The organism is Marinibaculum pumilum (assembly GCF_042646425.1).
Taxonomy (GTDB): domain Bacteria; phylum Pseudomonadota; class Alphaproteobacteria; order Ferrovibrionales; family Ferrovibrionaceae; genus Marinibaculum; species Marinibaculum pumilum.
On record NZ_JBHRTR010000050.1, the window covers coordinates 62,538 to 81,960 of the forward strand.

Below are 19,423 nucleotides of genomic sequence, written 5' to 3' on the forward strand. Positions count from 1 at the left end.
GGGGGGCCTGGCGCCTGCTCCGCCATCAGGTGCGCGTCCCGGCGCGCTCGCCGTCCTGTCCCGGGCTGGGCGCCGAATCCAGCCGCCGCGGCCGGCCGTCATTGTCCCAGTCGCCGCCACCGGCATCGCCGCCGGGACTGCGTTCGCCGGCGGCTTCCGCGGCGCGCTCCGCCATTCGCGTGCGGGCGAAGGCGATCACCTCCTGCGGCGGCCCGGCGCGCTCGATCCGGCCGTCGATCACCAGCGCGGCGCGGTCGGCCACGACCACCGGCGCCATGCGGTGGGAGATCAGGATGATCGTCCGGCCCCGCGCGGCACGGCGCAGGTTGCGCATCAGCCGTTCCTCGGTGACCGCGTCCAGGGCGCTGGTCGCCTCGTCCAGCACCAGGATCCGGGGGTTGCGCATCAGCGCCCGCGCGATCGACAGCATCTGGCGCTGGCCGGCGCTGAGCCCGAAGCCGCGTTCGGTCAGGACCGTGTCATAGCCCTTCGGCAGGTGCTGGATGAAGTCGTGTGCGCCGACGAAGCGCGCAACCTGGACGACGCGGGCGGGGTCCTTGTCGCCGACCCCGAAGGCGATGTTCTCGCGCACCGTGCCGGCGAACAGCTGGATGTCCTGGGGCACCACGCCGATCTGGCGGCGCAGGGAGGAGGGCGACATGTGCTGCACGTCGGTGCCGTCGATCAGCACCCGGCCATGACTGGGGGCATAGAGCCCCTGGACGAGCTTGGCGATGGTCGACTTGCCGGAGCCGCTGGGACCGATGATGCCGATCACCTGCCCGGGCTCGATCTCCATGCTGACATCCTGCAGCACTTCCGGCCCGTCCTCGTCATAGCCGAAGGAGACGTTCTCCAGCCGGATATGGCCGCGCAGGGTGAGGCCGGGCCCGACCTCCCCCGGCTTCAGCTCCACCGGCTCGTCCATGATCTGGTTGATCCGGGTGAAGGCGGCGCGAACCTCCTGCAGCTGGTACCAGGCGGACACCACCTGCCGCATCGGCGCGATCGCCCGGCTGGCCAGGATGTTGGCGGCGATCAGCTCGCCGATGTTCATGTCGCCGGCGATGATCGCGCGCGCGCCGATGACGATGATCGCCAGCCCGGCGACCTGCTGCAGCAGCTGGCCGATGGTGGCGATGGCACCGGACAGGTTGCTGACCCGGAAGCCGGTCCAGGCCGCCAGGCCGAGCCGTTCGTGGAAGCGGCGCTCGACCTCCGATTCCAGGGCCAGCGACTTCACCGTCAGGGCATTGGTGATCGTCTCGTTCAAGGCGGAGGACCGGGCCGCCTGGCCCATGAAGCTCTGCTCGGCCAGCTTGCGCTGGGTGGCGTGGAAGGCGATCGACAGCAGCACGAAGACCGGCATCACGGCGAGGGTGACGAAGCCGAGCATCGAGTTGATCATGAACAGCACGAGCAGGAACACGCCGACGAAGGCGAGGTCGACGATCGTCAGCGGCATCTGGCCGGTGAAGAACGCGCGGATCGTGTCGAGCTGGCGCAGCCGCTCGCCGATCATGCCGGAGGCGGTGTTCTCGAAATGGCGGTAGGGCAGGTGCAGCAGGTGGTGGAACACCTCGCCGCCGATCAGCGCTTCCAGCCGCGCGCCGGTATGGCTTGAGATGTAGCTGCGCACCACCCGCAGCAGGGCGTCGAAGACGTAGAGGGAGATCATCCCGATGGCCAGCACGGTCAGGGTGTCGACCGCCTGGTTGCCGATGACCTTGTTGTAGACGGTCATCACGAAGAGCGGCCCGGCCAGGGCGAAGATATTGATGACCAGGGAGGCAATGCCCAGTTCCCAGATCACGCCGCGGACCCGCGCCATGATCAGCTGGCGCCAATGCTGGTTCTCCTGGTCCGCGGCGGAGAACGGCTTCAGCAGCAGGATGGCGCCGCCTGCCGCCTCGATCTCGCCGATCAGTTCGTCGCGGGAGACGGTCAGGTTTGCCGAGGCGCGCGGGTCGTAGATCGAATAGTTCGGCCCGTCCTGTTCCAGGATCACCCGCGCCGTGGCCGTGCCATGCTCGCCTTCGCCCAGTTCCTCGCCATCGTCCGGCTGCGGGTCGCGCAGCAGCACGAACGGCGCCGGGAAGGTGTCCAGGCTTTCCCGGTTCAGGGGCGCCACGGCGACCTTGTAGCCGAGCCGGCTGCCGGCCAGATGCAGGGCTTCGAGGGTCAGCTCGTCCGGGCTGACCGCCCCCGCGGCCAGGACATCCGTCTCTCCCACCGGCCGGCCGTAGAACTGCGTGACCCGCATCACCGCACGCATCAGGTCGCGCGCGCGGCGGTGTTTCGCCCGGGCGGCACTGGCTTTCGCGGCCGCCTTGGCCACCGCCGGATCCTCTTCCGCCTCTGCCGCCGCCGGGGCGGGCAGGCCGCTGCTTCCGGCGGCTCCGTCCGGCGCCGCTTCCGCCGCGACTGCCATCCCATCGCCGGCGGATCCGGCGCGCGACCGAGGTGGCAGCGGGGTCACGTTGCTGCCGTCCGGCGCCGGGGCTTGCGGACCGCGGGCGGGCGGTCTGGCCGGGTCGCCGGGTCCGGCCGGCCCGTCCGCGACAGACGGCCGGGGTGCCGCCGCGTCACCTCCCGCCGCGTCGCCTCCCGCCGCGTCACCTCCCGTTGCGCCGGGTGCCGGAGCAGAGGGTGTCGGAGCCGCGTGTGTCGGTCCGGCGGGTGCCGATGCGGCGGGGCCTGGGGCTTCGGCCGAGGGCGCGTCCTGTTCCGGCACCGCGCTGGCCGCAGTGCCGGGGGTGCTGGCTTCCTCCGCACCCGGTGCGGCTGCGACGGGTGGTTCCTGCGGGATGCCACGCTCGCGCCGGCGCTTCACCCGCACGACCCTTCGGGCTGGCTGCCTGCCGTCTCCGTCGGAGTTCCGGTCCCCGTCGGGCCGCTCGGAATTCTGCTGTACTCGGTCTGAAGCCACTGCCGTTGCCTTGCCCCGTCCCGGATCCGTTCCGGCGGGCCTGCCCATGCGCGATTCATGCCGCCTTCGCGACCCGGACGACCAGGTCCCCGACCCCCGGACCCCGTCGCCCCGGACCCTCGGACCTTGGACCCCCGGACCTCGGACTGCCGGTACACCAGCCTGTCTCCGGGCAGGAAGACAGCGCTGCCTGTCCGCGTGTCGGGGTGCGGTACGGCCGATGCCCGCCATACCGCACGCATCCGACGATGGTGTCGCACACCCGCCCTGCTCCGGCAGGCTGGGCGGTCCGGCGCCCTCTGCCGGGGCGGGCGCGGCAATGCCCCGCCCGGGCGGTTGTTCCGCAGCCACCCCTTCGGACAGATTACCGGGTTCTGGCAGTGGCCGCCACGGACAAACGGCCGGCGCCGGCTATTGCAGGTCGGCGAGCATGCCGCGATTGGGACGCGCCAGTCCGGACAGGCGCGTGATGTTGCGCCACAGGACTGTGCGAAGGGAGGCAGACAGCAGAACCTCCCGCAGCAGCTTGTGTCCGAGGCCATGGTCCAGTTCGGGATCGCCGAACCGGCCTGAGCCCAGCTCGGCGGCGATCGACCGCAGCAGCCAGGCACCGGGATCCGATGTCCCTGACCGCAGCCGGGCCGGGACATCGGACAGGTCAAAGCCGAGCAGCCCCATCAACGACAGGTAGGACCGCAGCCCGCGCAGGCCGTCGCCGTCGGTGGCGCGGCGCTCGACCTCCTGCCAGTCCAGTGCGGTGCCGCTGCCGTCCTGCCGCATGAGGATGAAGGCGCCGTCGATCAGCAGCTTCAGGCTGGGCGGATCGAACAGGTCCCGTGCAGCATTGCTTGCGGCGATCAGCAGCTGATGCTCGCGGCAGGGCACCCGTATCTCCCCTTCCATCGTGCTGCAGACCTGGCTGGCCGCCATCACCGCCTCGGTCGACAGGCCCTTGTGCAGGGGCCAGGCGTCGGGGTGCCGGTGCAGGTCGATATTGCTGCCTTCCGGACTGATCAGGGGCTCCGCGCTGGCATCGCCGATGAAGCCCCAGCTGTGGCGGGTCGGTTCCTGACCCACCGCGAAGCCCTGCGACAGGAAGAACTGCAGGGCCGGGCCCAGATCCCGGCCGCGCAGCAGCAGGTCGGCATCCGCCATCGCCCGCAGGCCGCTTTCGGGATAGATCGTTGCCGCGGCGGCAAGGCCCTTGATGCACACCGTCTCTATGCCCGCTTCCCGCAGGCGGACGGCCCATCGCCAACCGCTGGCGATGCGGTAGCGGTTGTAGAGACGGCTGCGCCGCACGTCCGCGCGGTCGTTCGGCAGCTGCATGGCCCAGCCGACCAGCGCCATGCCGAGGATGCCGGCATAGGCCGCGGTCTCCGGCGCTACCGGCAGGTCCGGCGCCGTCCCTCCGGCCCCTTCCGACAGGCTGTCCGGTGCGACGATCCGTTGCCGGAGGCCCTGCCAGAAGGGCGCCAGGTCGGCCGCAGCCGCGGCGGCGGGCTGGACGGGCAAAGTCACGGCCTTGGCGACGGAAGTGGTGGCCGACCGGCACCCGAACCGCGACGCCGGCGGAGGAGGGACGATGCCGAAGTCCCGGAATGGAGCAGAATGGAAATCGCGTGTCCCATATCAGGACAATCCTTCCGGCGGCGGTGCTTGCGGCTCAGAGCTTAACGTTCAGTTGAGCAGTATTGGATCAAGCAATTGATTTTGCGACAGAATAATGATAGAAGTTCCATTCTGGAACGCTGGGTCTTATATGGGTGCTGGCCCTGTCTGATCCAACCTGGGTCGGCATGATTCTTGCTCGACCGTATTCTAATGTCCGGTCCGCGAATTTGGGGGCCGGTGACAAGGCAGGTTGATGCTATGTCGCGCAAACATCTGCAATCGCCAGGATCGGGAGCCATCTTGGGCGAGGATGCGGGCCAGGGGAAGGCCGGTAGCGCCCGGACTCACTCTTTGACCAGCGCGTCCCGACACCGCAACAGAGTTGCGATCGGCACCGTCCTGCGGCTTGCCGCGGCGGCCTCTGCCATGGCCCTCGTCCTGCCGGCAGCCGATGCCGGCATTGCTCAGGCACAGACCCTTGCGCCGGATGGTGTCGCCGCCGCGCCGGCGGACGGTCAGGGCGGCAGCCCGGGTGCAGGCCTCGACATAGGTAATGTCGGCGTCAGCGGCACGGGCGGGGCATTCGGCCCGACGGCCGATGACGGCCAGGGGGCGTTCGGTCCCGGCAGCGCGGCAGGCGAGGTCGGCGGCAGCCTGCAGCAGGTGGTGGCCGCCCTGCAGGGCAGCGCCGAGGGCACCGAGGCCCTGATCGGTGCACTCACCGGTTCCACGGACGGGCTGGAGCGGCTGTCCGATTATCTCAACTCGGCGGATGCCGACCCGGACGAGGTTGCCCAGCGGGCGGAAAACCTGATGACCGCCCTGATGGGGGGCAATCTGGTCGACGATCCGGTGGCGCTGCAGCAGGCCATCGCCCGGATCGAGCAGAGCGCCAGCACCGCCCTGGTGGCGGCGCCGGTGATGAAGACGGTGGTGACGCCGGACTTCCAGCTGGACGAACGCCGGATCGGCTACGACTTCGGGCCGCCGGACAGCTCGGTGATGACCGGGTTCCGCCGGGTCGATATCACCGAGGACGCCTTCCTGACCGAGGACGGCACGCCGCAGGATCTGCAGACCGTGCGCCGCCCGAACGGCGATCCGCTGCTTGTCGACGGCGTCGCCAATGTACGCGAGGTCACCCTGCCGGCACCGAACGGACGCTATCGGGTGGTGATCCTCAGCAACGATTTCGGCGACAGCGCCCAGTTCGGCCGCCCCTTCGGCGATGAGCTGGAGGTGAACGGCGTCGCCACCCGGATTGCCAACACGGCGCCGGACGAGTGGATGGACAGCATCGCGCTGACCAATGCCCGCGGCACGGACGTGCAGGCCGGCAATTTTCAGTTCATCGACCCCAACCAGCGCGGCGGTGCGATCGTCATCGATACGGTGGTTAGCGGCGGCCAGCTGCGGATCAAGTTCAAGGCGCGGCCGGGCCGTCCGACCCTGCTCTCCGGCATCGTCCTGGAACCGTCGGACGATGCCGACAGCATCCTGCAGCCGCAGTCCGAGGAATCGCGCCGGTTCCTGTCACGGAACCAGCAGAACCAGAACCAGGCGCGGGAACGCCGCCGCCAGGCGGAGAGCCGGATCCAGGACTCTGCCGCACGGGTGCTTGCCAATCTGGCCACCGCAGCCGGCCAGCGCCAGCAGCAGCAGCAGACTGTTGCCGCCCTCCTCGGCCCGCCGGATCCGGTTGTCGACAGGGGCACCACCATCAGCGCGAACTGATCTTTGGGCCCGCTCCCGTCAGGGCCGAGCGGGCGGAGTCCCTCCCTGCCCCCGGGAGAACCGTCGCCGGACTGCGTCCATGCGGCCGGAGCAGGCGGCCGATGGCGCGACGGGCGGTCGGCGGCCGGCCTGGATCCCCAGCCTCGGTCCAGGCGCCGGCATCCCCTTCTTTCTCTGTGCCTGGCGGCAATGCTGGGCGTTGCGCCCTTCTGGCCCTGGCGGACCGCAGCCGCGCAGGATGTCGGCGTGATCAAGGAGCCGTCGGCGGACCGGGAATCGGTGCGCAACCGCTCTCGACCCGAATACGATGCCCAGGGCATGAATCTCGGCCAGGCCCTGTTCGGCGCCGATCGCCGGGTGGATCCGGAAACCGGGCTGCGGCTGCACACGCGGGTGGCAGACAGCTTCATCCTGAAGCCCAAGCTGGAGGTCGAGACCGAGTACAACGACAACATCGTCAATTCGTCGATCGTCCAGCTGTCCGATGTCATCCTTCGCCTGAAGCCGCGTCTGGACCTGACCAGCGACTGGGACAACCACCAGTTCCGCACCAGCGTCGCCGCGACCATCCAGCGCTATCGCGAGAACGATTTCGAGGATGCCAATCTGTGGGATGCCTCGGTGGGCGGGCGGCTGGATGTCACCGAATTCCACGAGGTTAATCTCAACGCCCGCCTCGCCCGGACGCAGGAGCGGCTCACCTCCCAGGACCTGCTGACTAGCGGCGCGCGGACCCTGACCGTCACCTCCTTCTACCCGATCCCGGTCACGACCCTGTACCTGGATGCCGACTGGAACTACCAGCGCGATGCCTTCCTGTCGGAACTCAAGGCGCGCGGCCGGCGCTTCGACTATGACAATGTGCCGCAGGCTGCCAATCCGTTCGATCGCAACCAGCAGGACCGCGACCGCTGGGAATATTCGCTGACATGGCGTGCGGGCTATGAGGCCTTCGAGGATACGATCCTGTATGTCGAACCGCAGGCCAATATGCGGCGCTACAAGATCGTTCCCGACGATGCCGGCTTCCGGCGCGATTCCCAGGGCTGGCGGGTCCTGGCGGGACTGCAGTACAACGCCTCCGCCGTCAGCTACCTGGATGCCGCCATCGGCTACCAGGAACAGACCTACGAGGATGCCCGGCTGTCCACCCTCTCCGGCCCGACGGCGCGGCTGGGCGTGGTCTGGAATGCGACCGAGCTGCTGACCATCCGCAGCAGCCTGGAGCGCCAGCTGACCGAGCAGATCCTCAACAATGCGGGCGGGCAGACACGCACCATCTTCACCCTCGAGGGCGAACAGGAGATCTACTATCGGACAATCGCCAGCGGGGGCTATCGGATGCAGCATGACGTGACCGCCAGCAATGGCCAGGTCGCAGGCTATACCCAGACCACCCACAGGTTCGATGCGAGGCTGAAGCGCTTCTTCAACGAGTACCTGATCGGCGAGGCCTTCATCCGGCATTCGCGGGCCGTCTCGCCCACCAGCAGCCTGGAATATACCGGAACCATCCTGGGCCTGAACCTGGACCTGCATATCTGATCGTCATGGAAGACTTGAGAATGGACCCTTGCGCAGCGCGACCGGCAGCTTTGTCGACCTCCCGGCTGGCCCTGTCCCGCCGACCCCCGGCGGAGGGCGGGTGGCGCGGCCGGATGCCTGTTCTGACGCTGCTGCTTGCGCTTCTGGGCGCTGTTGTCCTGTCGGCCTGCCAGAGCAGGGAGATCCCGCCGCCGCCGGTCAGCAAGGCGGGCCAGGGCGAGCAGGTCTATCGGTATCGCCTGGGCGCGGGTGACAAGCTGGCGGTCAAGGTCTTCGGCCAGGACGACCTGTCGGGCGAATTCGAGATCAGTGGCGACGGCCAGCTGGCAATGCCGCTGATCGGCCAGGTCGACGCCGCCGGGCTGACCCTGGCGGAGCTGCGCCAGGAATTGGTGGACCTCCTGAACAAGAACTACCTGGTCGATCCGCAGGTGACGGTCGAGGTCGCCAACTACCGGCCGTTTTTCATTCTGGGACAGGTCAGGAACCCAGGCAGCTTTCCCTACCAGTCCGGGCTGAACATGCGGCAGGCGGTGGCCCTGGCGGGCGGCTACACGAACCGCGCCCTGCAGGAGCCGATGATCGTCATTCGCCAGAACGAAGAGAATGTGCCGACCCGCTACTCGGTCACCCAGGATTATCCGGTCCTTCCCGGCGACACGATCGAGGTTCAGCGGCGGCTATTCTGATCAATTGAGGAACAATGACGCCGGCGACCACCGACTCCGCACCGCGAACGGGCCGGATCAGGGCATCCGGGACATGATGGGGACCGTGACGGATCGCCGGCGGGACCGCCGGGCAATAAGGCCGCGGGCGCCGGCGCTGCCATTGGGCGGCCGGGCTGCCCTATTAATGCCACAGTGTTGGCACGATCTGTGCCAGGATGACCGGAACCGAGGTGAACCGGGGATCTTCCCCTGAGATCAATGGCATGGCGACCGTAACCTACATCGCGCCGCAAGGTCAGGAGCCGGAACCGCACGACGCTCCGTCCTATGGGTCGATCGAGCGGCCGCAAGACGCGGAAGCACCGCTCCGCCACCTGATCGCCACGATCTGGCGGCGGAAATGGATCATCATTGCCACCGTGATCGTGGCCGTGACCCTCGCCACCCTGTTCGTCTTCCAGATCACCCCCCGCTACACCGCCAGCGCCCAGGTCCTGGTCGAGACGCGGCAGATGAACGTGCTGAACATCCAGGCCGTGGTTCCCGGCCTGGGCGCCGACTACCAGACCAACGAGACCGAGGCCGCCGTGCTGCGGTCGCGGGAACTGGCCAAGAAGGTCGTCGACCTTCTCAATCTCACCGCCAATCCGGCATTCAACCCGGAGCTCCGGCCGCCATCGCCGGGCCTGATGACCCGCCTTTTCGGCGAGTTCAGCCTGACCGACATCTTCATGGGGGTGATGCCGGAGTTCGTCACCGCGCCGATCGAGGAGGCGCGGGAGCGGCGGCGCCTGGCCGAGAACCGCCTGACGCCGGAGCGCCGCGCCGAACTGACCCGCGAATGGGTGGTCGACTATTTCCTGGCAAGCCTGAGCGTCACCGCCAGCGAGCGCAGCCGCGCCATCCGGCTCGACTTCACCGCCGAGGATCCGGAGCTTGCCGCCGAGGTGGTCAACGCACTGGCGGATACCTACGTGCTGCAGACCGCGGAGAACAAGCGCAGCGCCACCAACCGGGCCTCCGACTGGCTGGAACGCCGGGCGGAGGAGGTGCGCAGCCGGATGGTGGAGGCCGAGAGCCGGCTTGCCGCCTTCCGGCGCGATATCGGTCTGATCGACATCGGCCAGCAGGTCACCCTGATGACCCAGCAGCTGGTGGAGCTGAACCGGGAGCTGATCGACGCCCGCAGCAAGCTGAACGAGGCGGAGGCGCGCTATCAGCAGGTGCAGCAGCTGATCGCTTCGGATGCCGGGCTGGAGACGGCGGCCGCGGTCCTGCAGTCGCCGCTGATCCAGCGACTGCGGGAGCAGGAGAGTGAGGTCGCCAGGCAGCTGGCGGAGCTCAAGACGCAGCTGCGCGAGGGCCATCCCCGGTATGAGCTGAAGCTCAGCGAACTCCGCGACGTGCGCGAGAAGATCAGCACCGAGATCGACAAGATCGGCATCAACCTGCGCAACGAGGTGGAGATCGCCCGGGTCCGGGTCCAGAACCTGGAACGCGCGGTGAACCAACTCGACCAGACCTTGCGCGGGCAGTCCGAGGCGCAGGTCAAGCTGAAGCAGATGGAGAGCGATGCGCGCTCGGAGCGCGAACTCTACGAGCGGCTGCGCGACCGGTTCCGGGAAACCGGGGTGCAGGAGGACGGCGAACTGACCCTGCCGGATGCCCGCGTGATCTCCTATGCCGTGCCGCCGGATTATCCCAGTTATCCGAACAAGAAGGTCATGATCGCCTTCGCCTTCGTGGTTTCCGCCGCGCTGGGTGTCATGCTGGTGTTCGTGGCCGAGCATCTGGATGCCGGCTTCCGGTCGGTCAAGCAGCTGGAGGCCCAGACCGGGATCCCGACGATCGCCGTGCTGCCGCGGGTCGGCGGCGGCCATGGCGGTCCGCAGGAACTGGTCCTGTCGCGACCGGGATCGGTGTTCGCGGAGGCGGTGCGAAGTCTGCGCACGGCGCTGCTGCTCTCCGATGTCGACCATCCGCCCCGCACGGTGCTCTTCACCTCCTCGGTGCCGGGCGAGGGCAAGACCACCACCGCTCTGGCGGTGGCGCGGGCCTCCGCGCGGGCCGGGCAGCGGGTGATCCTGGTCGATACCGACCTGCGCCATCCCTCGCTGCACTATGCCGTCGGGGTGCCGAACAATGCCGGCCTGGTCTCCGTTCTTTCCGGCGAGGCACGCCTGGAGGACGTGATCGAGATCGATCCGCGATCGGGCATGCATTTCCTGACCGCCGGCCCGCCGGCGCCGAACCCGCCCGACCTGCTCGGCTCGGCGCGGATGCAGCAGGTCCTGATGCGCCTGAAGGATGCCTACGACCTTGTCGTGGTGGATACGCCGCCGGTGCTCGCGGTGGCTGACGTCCTCGTGCTGCTGCGCCAGATCGACAAGAGCGTCTTCGTGGTCCGCTGGGGGCGCACCCATCGGGAGGCGGCCTACAGTGCCCTGAAGCAGCTGCTGGAGAGCGGAGCCGACCTGGTGGGTACGGTTCTCAGCCAGGTCGACCTGAAGAGACACGCCCAGTACCATTACGGGACATCCAGCGGCTATTATCAGGGCTACTACAAGGAATATTATGGCGGCGGGTGATCCGACGGCGGTCCGCGCCTCGGGATTGCGGCCGGGTTTCTATGCCCTGGCCGTCTTCGTCGCCGGGGCACTGCTGGCGGCGCTTTCTTTCCCGCAGTTCGTCGCCGCCCTGGCCCGGGTTGCCGGCGATCCCGTCGTGGCCGCCATCGGTGCCGGCGATCAGGTCGACGACCGCCGGGCGGCACGTGCCCTGCGCAGCCGTGTCGGTGCCGCGAAATGGTGGGCGACGCCGCAGGACAAGGCGGACCTGGCGCTGCTGCAGCTGTGGCAGGCCCGGCAGATGGACCTGGACCGTCAGAGCGGGCAACGCCGGCTGATGCTCGACCGGGCGGTTGAGTCGGCGCGCGAGGCGATCGCCCTCGACGCAGGCAACCCCTATCTCTGGATGCGGCTGGCGGAAGGACTGTTTCTGCGCGACGGCCTGAGCCCGGCTATGGCTGCCGCCGTGACCCGATCCATGGCACTGGGGCCGACGGCGCAACCGATGATCCTGCCCCGCCTGGAAATGGCATTCATGCTGGATGCCCGCCTGACCGACGACCAGCGGGCGGTGGTTGCGGAACAGATCAGGCTGGCCGCGCTCTGGCATCCCGACTGGCTGGTCGCCTATGCCCGGCAACGCTATGCCCTGGGCATCGTGCGCCGTGCCCTCGCCGCGACGCCGGATCGCCTGGCGACCTTCGACAGCCTCTGGGACGAGACCCGGCCGGGCAGCTAGAGCGGGCCGTCGGGCTGGTTGGCCGGCTTTGACTGTCGCACGAACACCATCGCGGAGACGCCCGGCGGCAGGGTTTGCGCATAGCCGCATCCCAGCAGGCTGATCCAGACCAGGGCGATGGCGGGGATCTGGGCGCTGAAATCCACCGCGCTGTGGGCGCCGATCGTCACGCTCGCGCCGATGGCGGTGATGCCGTAGCGGCCGCCGACCCGGTTCAACACCCCCCGCAGCACCTGCCAGCAGAGCCATGCCGGGATCGCCAGCAACAGCAGGCCGAAGGGCAGGCCCAGTTCCACAAGGACCTCCAGATAGGTGTTGTGGGCCTTGTCCACCTGGTAGGCGAAGACATGCGGCTCGTCCTGGTAGGCGAAGAAGATGGATTCGTAGGTGCCCAGGCCATGGCCGCGCAGCGGCGCATCGGCCAGTGCCACCAGGCTGCGTTCCCAGATCTCGCTCCGCCCGGTCTGGCCGCGTCCGTCGTCCAGCCGGTCCATGACCGCGCCGCCGCTGATCAGCAGGACGACCAGCATCCCCGCCCCGACGGCGAGCGGCCAGAGGCGGGCGCCGGCCGACGGGCCGAGAAGGTCGTCCCCGGCACGGCCGCCGCCGGCACGATAGTGCAGTCCTGCCACCACGGCGGTGCCGATCAGGGTGGCGGCGAGGCCGGCGCGCGAACCCGTCAGCAGCAGGGCGGTAAACAGCACCAGCAGGGTCGTCAGCAGCAGGGCAAGCTTGGCGAACCTGCGGTCTCTGGTCGCAACGTCGTGGTCAGGCCCGTCCCGCCGGTCGCGGCCCTCCGACAGGAGGGAGGAGACCAGCGCCACGATGCCGATGCCGCAATAGGTGGCAAAGCTGTTCCGGTTCACGAAGGTCGAGGTGAGGGAATCCGGGTAGGCCCATTTCTCGTACCACAGGATCGTCGCGTTGCCGGAGAAGTCGACGAACAGGCCATAGGCGGCATAGGCCAGCACACTGGCGATGACGGTATTGGAAAGCCGGCGCGCGTTCGATCGTTCCCGGCAATACTGCATCGCCAGGAAGAAGGCGGCAGCGTAGGCGGCGAGCCGGGTGATGCCGGTCAGGGTCTCGCGCGGGACGGCGCTGATCGCTCCTGTCGCCTCGGCGCCGAGGGCGTCTGCCGCGCCGCTCCACATCCAGTGGTGCAGGAAGGCCGGTGTCCAGGGAAAGGCCTGGATCAATGCCCAGACGAGCACGGCCCCGAAGGCGCAGGCCGGCCATTTCCAGAACGGCAGCCGGACATGAAGCTGGGTCCAGTCCCGCCACATGACGATACCCCAGCCCATCAGCATCAGGCCCATCCAGAGCGCCAGCAGGCTCCACGGTCCCGGGCGATTGCTCCCCAGGGGCAGCGGCGCCAGCGCGATGGCGATCAGCAGGCCGATGAATGGCAGAAGACGCATGGAAGGCGGCCGTTCAGCGGACTGTTTCCCTGACCTGGGAGGAGAATTCCTGCCACAGCCCCAGCGACATGCCGGGGAACAGGTCGATGCCGATCCAGGATTTCAGGGTGTAGAGGATGCCCAGCAGGGCCAGCAGCAGCATGCCGAAGAAGAACAGGCCGAAGACGATGTTGCCGGCCGTGACCAGGGGCTGGCTCCGCCGGTCGTAGGAGCGGCGGTTCCTGGAACGCTTCTCGCCGCCGATCAGCAGCACCATGTACATGCGGCGGAAGGGGATCGGCAGCGAGACGCGAAGATCGACCATATGCGCACCGCGATAGCGCGCACCGAATGCGCGCTTGATCGCGAACAACTGGTCCTCGGTGAAGGTCGGCCAGGTTTCCTTCGGGATGCGGCCGAAGAAATCGTGGAAGAAGGGATCCTGCCGGATCTCACGTCGGTGCATGCACATCTCCCCGCCGCCGGTGCGGCGGGGTCAGGCCCGCCGCAGAGGATTCCGGCCCCTGTACTGTCCCGATCCGGGCGTCATGCCGCCGGAGTGCCGGTCAGTAGGCGTTCTCGTTCACGAAGCCGACGAAAAGGGTGCGGAAAAGAATACGCATGTCCAGCCATATCGACCAGTTCTCGATATAGTACAGGTCGGCCTGCACCCGTCGCTCCATCTTTTCCGGCGTATCGGTCTCGCCGCGCAGGCCATTGATCTGCGCCCAGCCGGTGATTCCCGGCTTCACGCGATGGCGGCCCATGTACTGGTCGATGATCTTGGCGAATTCCTCGTTATGGGCGATCGCATGGGGGCGCGGTCCCACCATCGACATCTCGCCGCGCAGCACGTTGAAGATCTGCGGCAGCTCGTCAAGGCTCGTGCGGCGCAGGAAGCGGCCGATTCGCGTCACCCGCGGGTCCTCGCGGGTCGCCTGTGCCAGGCCGCCGATGCCGGCCCGTTCTGCAACCGCCGACCCTTCGGGCAGCGGCGCGGCCAGTCCCGGCGGCGGTCCCTGGTACATCGTCCTGAACTTGTAGACGTTGAAGATGTTGTTGTTGAAGCCGTAGCGCGGCTGCCGGAACAGCGCCGGGCCGGGGCTGTCCAGCCGGATCAGCAGCGAGATCACGAGCATCGCCGGCAGGAACAGGATCATGGCGATGACCGCCAGCACCCGGTCCTCGATCGCCTTCACGAAATAGCTCCAGCCGCCCAGCGGCCGCTCGGCGACGGTGATCATCGGCAGGCCGGCGAACTGGTGGACGCGGCGGTCGATCAGCCGGTAGGCGACATGGTCCGGCGCCAGGGTGATGTCAGTGGGTGCTGTGCGCAGCTTGGCCATCAGGTTCATCAGCCGCTCCTCGGCATGCCAGGGCAGGGTGATGATGATCTGATCCACGTTGTGCCGCCGCAGGTACTGCATCAGGTCGTCCACCGTGCCCAGCAGCGGGACATGCTCGATGCCGCGCGGCACCCGTGTGACCCTGTCGTCGAACATGCCCAGAACCTTCAGGCCGTGGTCCTGCGTCCGCTCCAGATGGGTGATCAGTCGCCGGGCATTGTCGTTGGCGCCGACGATGACGGTGGTGCGGGCCAGGTAGCCGCGGCGGCGCCAGACATAGAACAGCACGGCCACCGGGATGCGGATCAGGAAGAAACCCGCATAGGTGCCCAGGAACCAGGTGCCGGCCCATAGCCGCGAGAAGTCCTCCGAGGTCTTTGAGAAGAAGGCCGCCGACGCCAGGCCGACGCCGACCGCGACCCACAGGGGCGCCAGGCGCGCCATGTTCCGCATCAGATGGCGGAAATTGTCGTAGCGATAGATCCCGCCGAAATGGAATATCTGGGCGGTCAGAATGCAGGCCAGCGCGATGCCGACCCAGTACTGCGTCGGCATGGCCCATTCGTCGTGGCGGAACTCATAGGCGGCGATACCGACCAGCAGGATCACGATCAGGTCGGCCGCGCGCAGCAGGCCGAGCAGGATGCTCGGGTCCTTCGCCAGAACGAGAATGCCTTGCCGCATAATACTGTATTCACCGACCCGCAGCGGTCACGGCGTCCGGGTTCCCGCCGGCAGGTGAGTCCATGACCGGGGTTGGACGCTGTTTTTCGGCGGGATTTGAGCCCCCTCGACCGACCGTGCCAATTCTCCCTTCGGATGATGGCAGGCGAAGGGGCAGCAAACCGCATCTCAACGATGCAACCACCATGCCGATTCGTTCAGGGAATAGATCGGCTTGTAGTGCCGGATCGCCGACTGGTCGACCACCTGCTTGATCTGGTTGTCGAGGATCAGGTAGCGCCCGGCGAAGCGCACGATCAGGATCGCATGGGGAATGCGCAGATTCAGGTCCTGAAGAACCACCAGTCGCAGATCCTCCGGCGGCCAGCCCAGGGCGCGCAGCGACAGGTATTTCGCGATCGCATAATCCTCGCAATCGCCGTCCTTGGTCAGGAACTGGCCGGGGGCGGCCCAATAGTCCTCGATCCCCCAGTTTATGGGGTCGGTGATATAGGGGCGATCGTTGAAGAACGCGTTGACGGCGCGCAGCTGCTTGAGATCCTTCTTGCCTTTCAGGTCTGCCAGCATCTTCTGCCATTCTTCCCAGTGGCAGCGGTTGAAGGTCTTGTCCGTGCAGCTGCCGTCGGTGCGGCCGCGTTCCTTGAAATAACGCTCCAGCGCGGAAGTCCATTTCGGGAACGGCTTCAGGTTCTCGCGCCGGAACTCCCAGGTCTGGAAGAAGCTCTTCGTGCCCTGCGTCGCCGCCATTGCGCTGCCGCCGAGGCCCGTCACCGCGGGTGTGCCGGTCCAGATCAGGCCGGAGAGCAGCACGAAAGTGATGATTCGCAGGGAGGCGATGATGCGCAGGGGCAGTATGGGATGCATGGTGCGGGGCATCTGTGGCGCGTTCAGCTGTTCGGTACCAGAATGGGACAATCAGTGCTTCAGGGCCAATCACATTGCGGTCGGCCGCGCCGGTCGGTGACCGAAGTCACAACTGGCCCGAATCTGGCACGGTGGGGCCTGGATCGTTAATCTGCCGCCGGTGATCGGACGATAGGGGCAAATCCTTGCCGATCGGTGACCAGGATCGCCGCCTGGGGTGAGGGCTGGCGGGTGATGAGGGGGCGATGACCGGGGAAGACGTGTCGAAGGGGGACGCCAATGCCGGGTCCGCACCTGGCCTGGCGGAAGATCAGGACGATGCCGCGCAAGGGCGGAAGAGCCGCCTCTACATGCTTGGCGCTGCCGTGGTGCTCGCCTTGCTCGGCATTGTCGGCGTGCTGCTTGCGGTCGGCTTCGTCGATGCGGAGCGCAGCCGCGACCTGCGCGCCTGGCAGACCCGTCTCGGGATCATTGCCGACACCCGTGCCGCCGCTGTGCGCGACTGGGTGATGGACCAGGCCCGCGCGCTGCGGGACGTAGCCGACAACGATTCCGTCCGGCTGCTGATGACGGAGCTGTCGTTCGCCGGGTGGCAGCTCGACCAGGTTCCCGATGGCGAGGGCCAGCGCGAATATGTCCGCATCTTCCTGATCTCCACCGCGAACCTCACCGGGTTCAGTGCTCCGGCGCGGGGGCCGGCGGTCAATGCGAACGTCACCCGGGTGGGCACGGCGGGCCTGGCGATCATCACCCCCGACAATGAACTGGTCGTCGCCACGCCGGACATGCCGCCGCTGGACAGCCGGCTGAAGGCCTTCCTGGAGAACCGTCCGCGGGGCGAAGCGGCCATGCTCGACATGTACCGAGCGCCGTCGGGGGAGGTCAGCATGGCCTTCGTGCAGCCGATCTTCGCGATCCAGTCCGACCCGTCGGCGGAAGCGGAGCTCGGTGCGGTCATCGGGATCCGGCCGGTCCAGGCGGAGATCGAGCGGCGGCTTGTGCAGCCGGGCGATACCAGCCAGACCTCCGAGAGCCTGCTGGTCCGGGCACAGGACGGCCAGGTCCAGTACCTGACGACCCTGGCGGACGGGGCGCAGCCGCTCGAGCGGCTGCTGTCGCGATCGGATCCTGAACTGGCGGCGAACCTGGCTCTGGACCAGCCCGGCGCCTTCGGCCAGCAGGTCGACTACGGCAACCAGCCGGTGGTGATGACCTCCCGCGCCATCGAGGGGACGCCCTGGGTGCTGGTCCGGAAGATCGACGAGGCGGAGGCGCTGGAGGAGACCGAGTACCGGGCCCGGGTCCTGCTGGCGACCCTGATCGGTGCGATCCTGCTGGTGGCGATCGTGGTCGTCGCGGTCTGGCGCCACGGCACCTCGATGCGGGCGGCACAATCCGCCGCGCGCTACCGGCGGGTCGCCGAGCGGCTGGATTCCCTCTCCGGCTTTCTGCGGGTGGTCACCGACAGCCAGCCGACCGCAATCACCGCGGTGGACGATGGCAACCGGATTTCCTTCGTCAACCGGCAGGCCGCTGCCGCTGTGCGCCAGGATCCTGCGGACCTTGTCGGCAAGGAACTCGGCGCCGCCTTCGGCCCGGCCCTGGGCGAGGAACTGGGCAACCTGAACAGGCAGGCCCGCAAGGCCGGCGCCACCGTGACGGAAATCCGTCGCCGCCACCTGGCCGGCAACGGGACCGGTGTCGGCGAGGACCGGATCCTGAAGTCCGATCACATTCCGCTGCCCGGCGGCGCAGGCGGCAGTGTCGGCACCGGCGCGGTGCTGATGGTGGAGACTGACATCACCGAGGTCGAGCGCGAGCGGGTGCGTCGCGAGCAGTCGATGCGGCAGCTGGTGGAGACCCTGGTCGCGCTGATCGACCGGCGCGATCCCTATGCCGCGAACCATTCCAAGCGGGTCGCGCAGGTCGCGGCCGCCACTGCCCGGGAGATGGACCTCACCGACGTCGACGTTATGACGGTGGAGATTGCGGCGGCGATGACCAATCTGGGGAAGATCGCGGTGCCGGAGCATATCCTGGCGAAGACCGACAAGCTGTCGGAGGACGAGCTCAAACTGGTGCGCGATTCGATCCAGATGTCCGCCGATCTGCTGGAGGGGGTGGAGTTCGACGGGCCGGTGGTGGAGACCCTGCGCCAGATGCAGGAGCATTGGGACGGCACCGGCCGGCCCCACGGCCTGTCCGGCGATGCCATCCTGCCCACCGCCCGGGTGGTCGCGGTGGCCAACGACTTCGTGGCGATGGCCAGTCCGCGCGCCTGGCGGGCGGGGCTTGATTTCGACACCATCACGGTCGAATTGATGAAGAACGCCGGGACCCGGTACGAGCGCAAGGTGGTGATCGCGCTGGTCAATGTCCTGGACAATCGCGGCGGTCGCGAACGGTGGGCCCATTTCGGCGAGGCGGAGCAGCAGCACGGCGATGCTGCCGGCCCCGCATGAACCGGCAAAGCGGAAAGTCCTCAGTCTGATGTTCAAGAGGTTGCGCAGGCAGGCGTCGCGCCAGGGCCATGACGGGGCGCGGAGCGCGGCGCCTGCCGCCGCCGGCGCCCGCGGCCGCGTGCCGGACGGCTGCCGGATCTATGCCATCGGCGACATCCACGGCCGTTCGGACCTGCTCGACCGGCTGCACGAGATGATCCGCGAGGATGCCCGGCAGGCGGGCGAGCCGGACAAGGTCATCGTCTATCTCGGCGATCTCGTCGACCGCGGCATGGACAGCCGGGGCGTGATCGAACAGCTGCTCGAAGGTCCGCCGGACGGCTTCTCGGCCGTCCACATCCTGGGCAACCACGAAGCGGCGATGCTCGATTTCCTGGAGGATTCCTCGATCGGCCCGCACTGGATGGTCAATGGCGGCGACATGACCCTCTACTCGTACGGCGTGCCGGTGCCGCGCAACGCCGTCGGCGGCGGGCCGGAATTCGTGGATGCCCGCAAGGCGCTGATCGAGAAGCTGCCGGAGGCGCATCTGCGCTTCCTGAAGGACATGGTGCTGGCCCATGAGGCCGGCGACTATCTGTTCGTCCATGCCGGGATCCGTCCCGGCGTGCCGGTGGCCCGGCAGGACCCGCAGGACCTGCTCTGGATCCGCGAGCCGTTCCTGTCCGCCACCGCGGATCTGGGGCGGATCGTCGTGCACGGGCACACCATCACCCCGGAGGTGGAGGAGCGGCCCAACAGGATCGGCATCGACACCGGCGCCTATCACACCGGCCGCCTGACCGCGCTCGTTTTGTCCGGCGACCGGCGCAGCTACCTGCATACCTGATCCGGCCCTGCCGCAGCGGCCGCCGGCTCTCCGGCGGTC

General features: G+C 68.0%; 13 protein-coding genes. 7 read left to right on the top strand and 6 right to left on the bottom strand.

Annotated elements, in window-relative coordinates:
- Window positions 1–25: 25 nt before the first annotated feature.
- Together ACFOGJ_RS26860 and ACFOGJ_RS26865 are read right to left on the bottom strand one after the other, a co-directional pair.
- Complete coding sequence (locus ACFOGJ_RS26860; RefSeq protein WP_379906359.1) at window positions 26–2,431, bottom strand: peptidase domain-containing ABC transporter; 2,406 nt, start codon at window positions 2,429–2,431, stop codon at window positions 26–28.
- A 909-nt stretch (window positions 2,432–3,340) separates the two neighbouring features.
- Complete coding sequence (locus ACFOGJ_RS26865) at window positions 3,341–4,444, bottom strand: nucleotidyltransferase family protein (protein ID WP_379906360.1); 1,104 nt, start codon at window positions 4,442–4,444, stop codon at window positions 3,341–3,343.
- 525 nt (window positions 4,445–4,969) lie between these two features.
- Between ACFOGJ_RS26865 and ACFOGJ_RS26870 the strand changes: the two genes are divergently transcribed.
- The 5 genes from ACFOGJ_RS26870 (at window position 4,970) to ACFOGJ_RS26890 (ending at window position 11,799) form a co-directional block, all read left to right on the top strand.
- On the top strand, window positions 4,970–6,277 hold the full coding sequence (locus tag ACFOGJ_RS26870) for a hypothetical protein (RefSeq protein WP_379906362.1): 1,308 nt from the start codon (window positions 4,970–4,972) through the stop codon (window positions 6,275–6,277).
- A 246-nt stretch (window positions 6,278–6,523) separates the two neighbouring features.
- Window positions 6,524–7,822: an outer membrane beta-barrel protein gene (locus ACFOGJ_RS26875; RefSeq protein ID WP_379906363.1), complete on the top strand. Its 1,299-nt coding sequence runs from the start codon at window positions 6,524–6,526 to the stop codon at window positions 7,820–7,822.
- Window positions 7,823–7,935: 113 nt separating this feature from the next.
- Complete coding sequence (locus ACFOGJ_RS26880) at window positions 7,936–8,511, top strand: polysaccharide biosynthesis/export family protein (RefSeq protein ID WP_379906364.1); 576 nt, start codon at window positions 7,936–7,938, stop codon at window positions 8,509–8,511.
- A gap of 197 nt (window positions 8,512–8,708) precedes the next feature.
- Window positions 8,709–11,081, top strand: a complete 2,373-nt coding sequence (locus ACFOGJ_RS26885; protein ID WP_379906365.1) for a GumC family protein — start codon at window positions 8,709–8,711, stop codon at window positions 11,079–11,081.
- Window positions 11,068–11,799 carry a hypothetical protein gene (locus ACFOGJ_RS26890; RefSeq protein ID WP_379906366.1) on the top strand — a complete coding sequence of 244 codons (732 nt, stop codon included), beginning with the start codon at window positions 11,068–11,070 and terminating at the stop codon, window positions 11,797–11,799. The genes ACFOGJ_RS26885 and ACFOGJ_RS26890 overlap by 14 nt, the downstream gene beginning before the upstream one ends.
- Here ACFOGJ_RS26890 and ACFOGJ_RS26895 read toward each other — a convergent pair.
- The 4 genes from ACFOGJ_RS26895 to ACFOGJ_RS26910 form a co-directional block, all read right to left on the bottom strand.
- Window positions 11,796–13,220 carry an O-antigen ligase family protein gene (locus ACFOGJ_RS26895; protein WP_379906367.1) on the bottom strand — a complete coding sequence of 475 codons (1,425 nt, stop codon included), beginning with the start codon at window positions 13,218–13,220 and terminating at the stop codon, window positions 11,796–11,798. The genes ACFOGJ_RS26890 and ACFOGJ_RS26895 overlap by 4 nt on opposite strands.
- Before the next feature lie 13 nt (window positions 13,221–13,233).
- Window positions 13,234–13,665: a hypothetical protein gene (locus tag ACFOGJ_RS26900; protein WP_379906368.1), complete on the bottom strand. Its 432-nt coding sequence runs from the start codon at window positions 13,663–13,665 to the stop codon at window positions 13,234–13,236.
- 100 nt (window positions 13,666–13,765) lie between these two features.
- The gene (locus tag ACFOGJ_RS26905) at window positions 13,766–15,229 is read right to left on the bottom strand and encodes an undecaprenyl-phosphate glucose phosphotransferase (RefSeq protein WP_379906369.1); all 1,464 of its coding nucleotides are present in this window, start codon (window positions 15,227–15,229) and stop codon (window positions 13,766–13,768) included.
- 168 nt (window positions 15,230–15,397) lie between these two features.
- Window positions 15,398–16,093: a transglutaminase-like cysteine peptidase gene (locus ACFOGJ_RS26910; protein WP_379906370.1), complete on the bottom strand. Its 696-nt coding sequence runs from the start codon at window positions 16,091–16,093 to the stop codon at window positions 15,398–15,400.
- Between the two features lie 245 nt (window positions 16,094–16,338).
- On the opposite strand from ACFOGJ_RS26910, the gene ACFOGJ_RS26915 reads away from it, so the two are divergent.
- Window positions 16,339–18,555, top strand: a complete 2,217-nt coding sequence (locus tag ACFOGJ_RS26915) for an HD domain-containing phosphohydrolase (RefSeq protein WP_379906371.1) — start codon at window positions 16,339–16,341, stop codon at window positions 18,553–18,555.
- 28 nt (window positions 18,556–18,583) lie between these two features.
- Window positions 18,584–19,384: a metallophosphoesterase family protein gene (locus ACFOGJ_RS26920; RefSeq protein ID WP_379906373.1), complete on the top strand. Its 801-nt coding sequence runs from the start codon at window positions 18,584–18,586 to the stop codon at window positions 19,382–19,384.
- Window positions 19,385–19,423 lie beyond the last annotated feature (39 nt).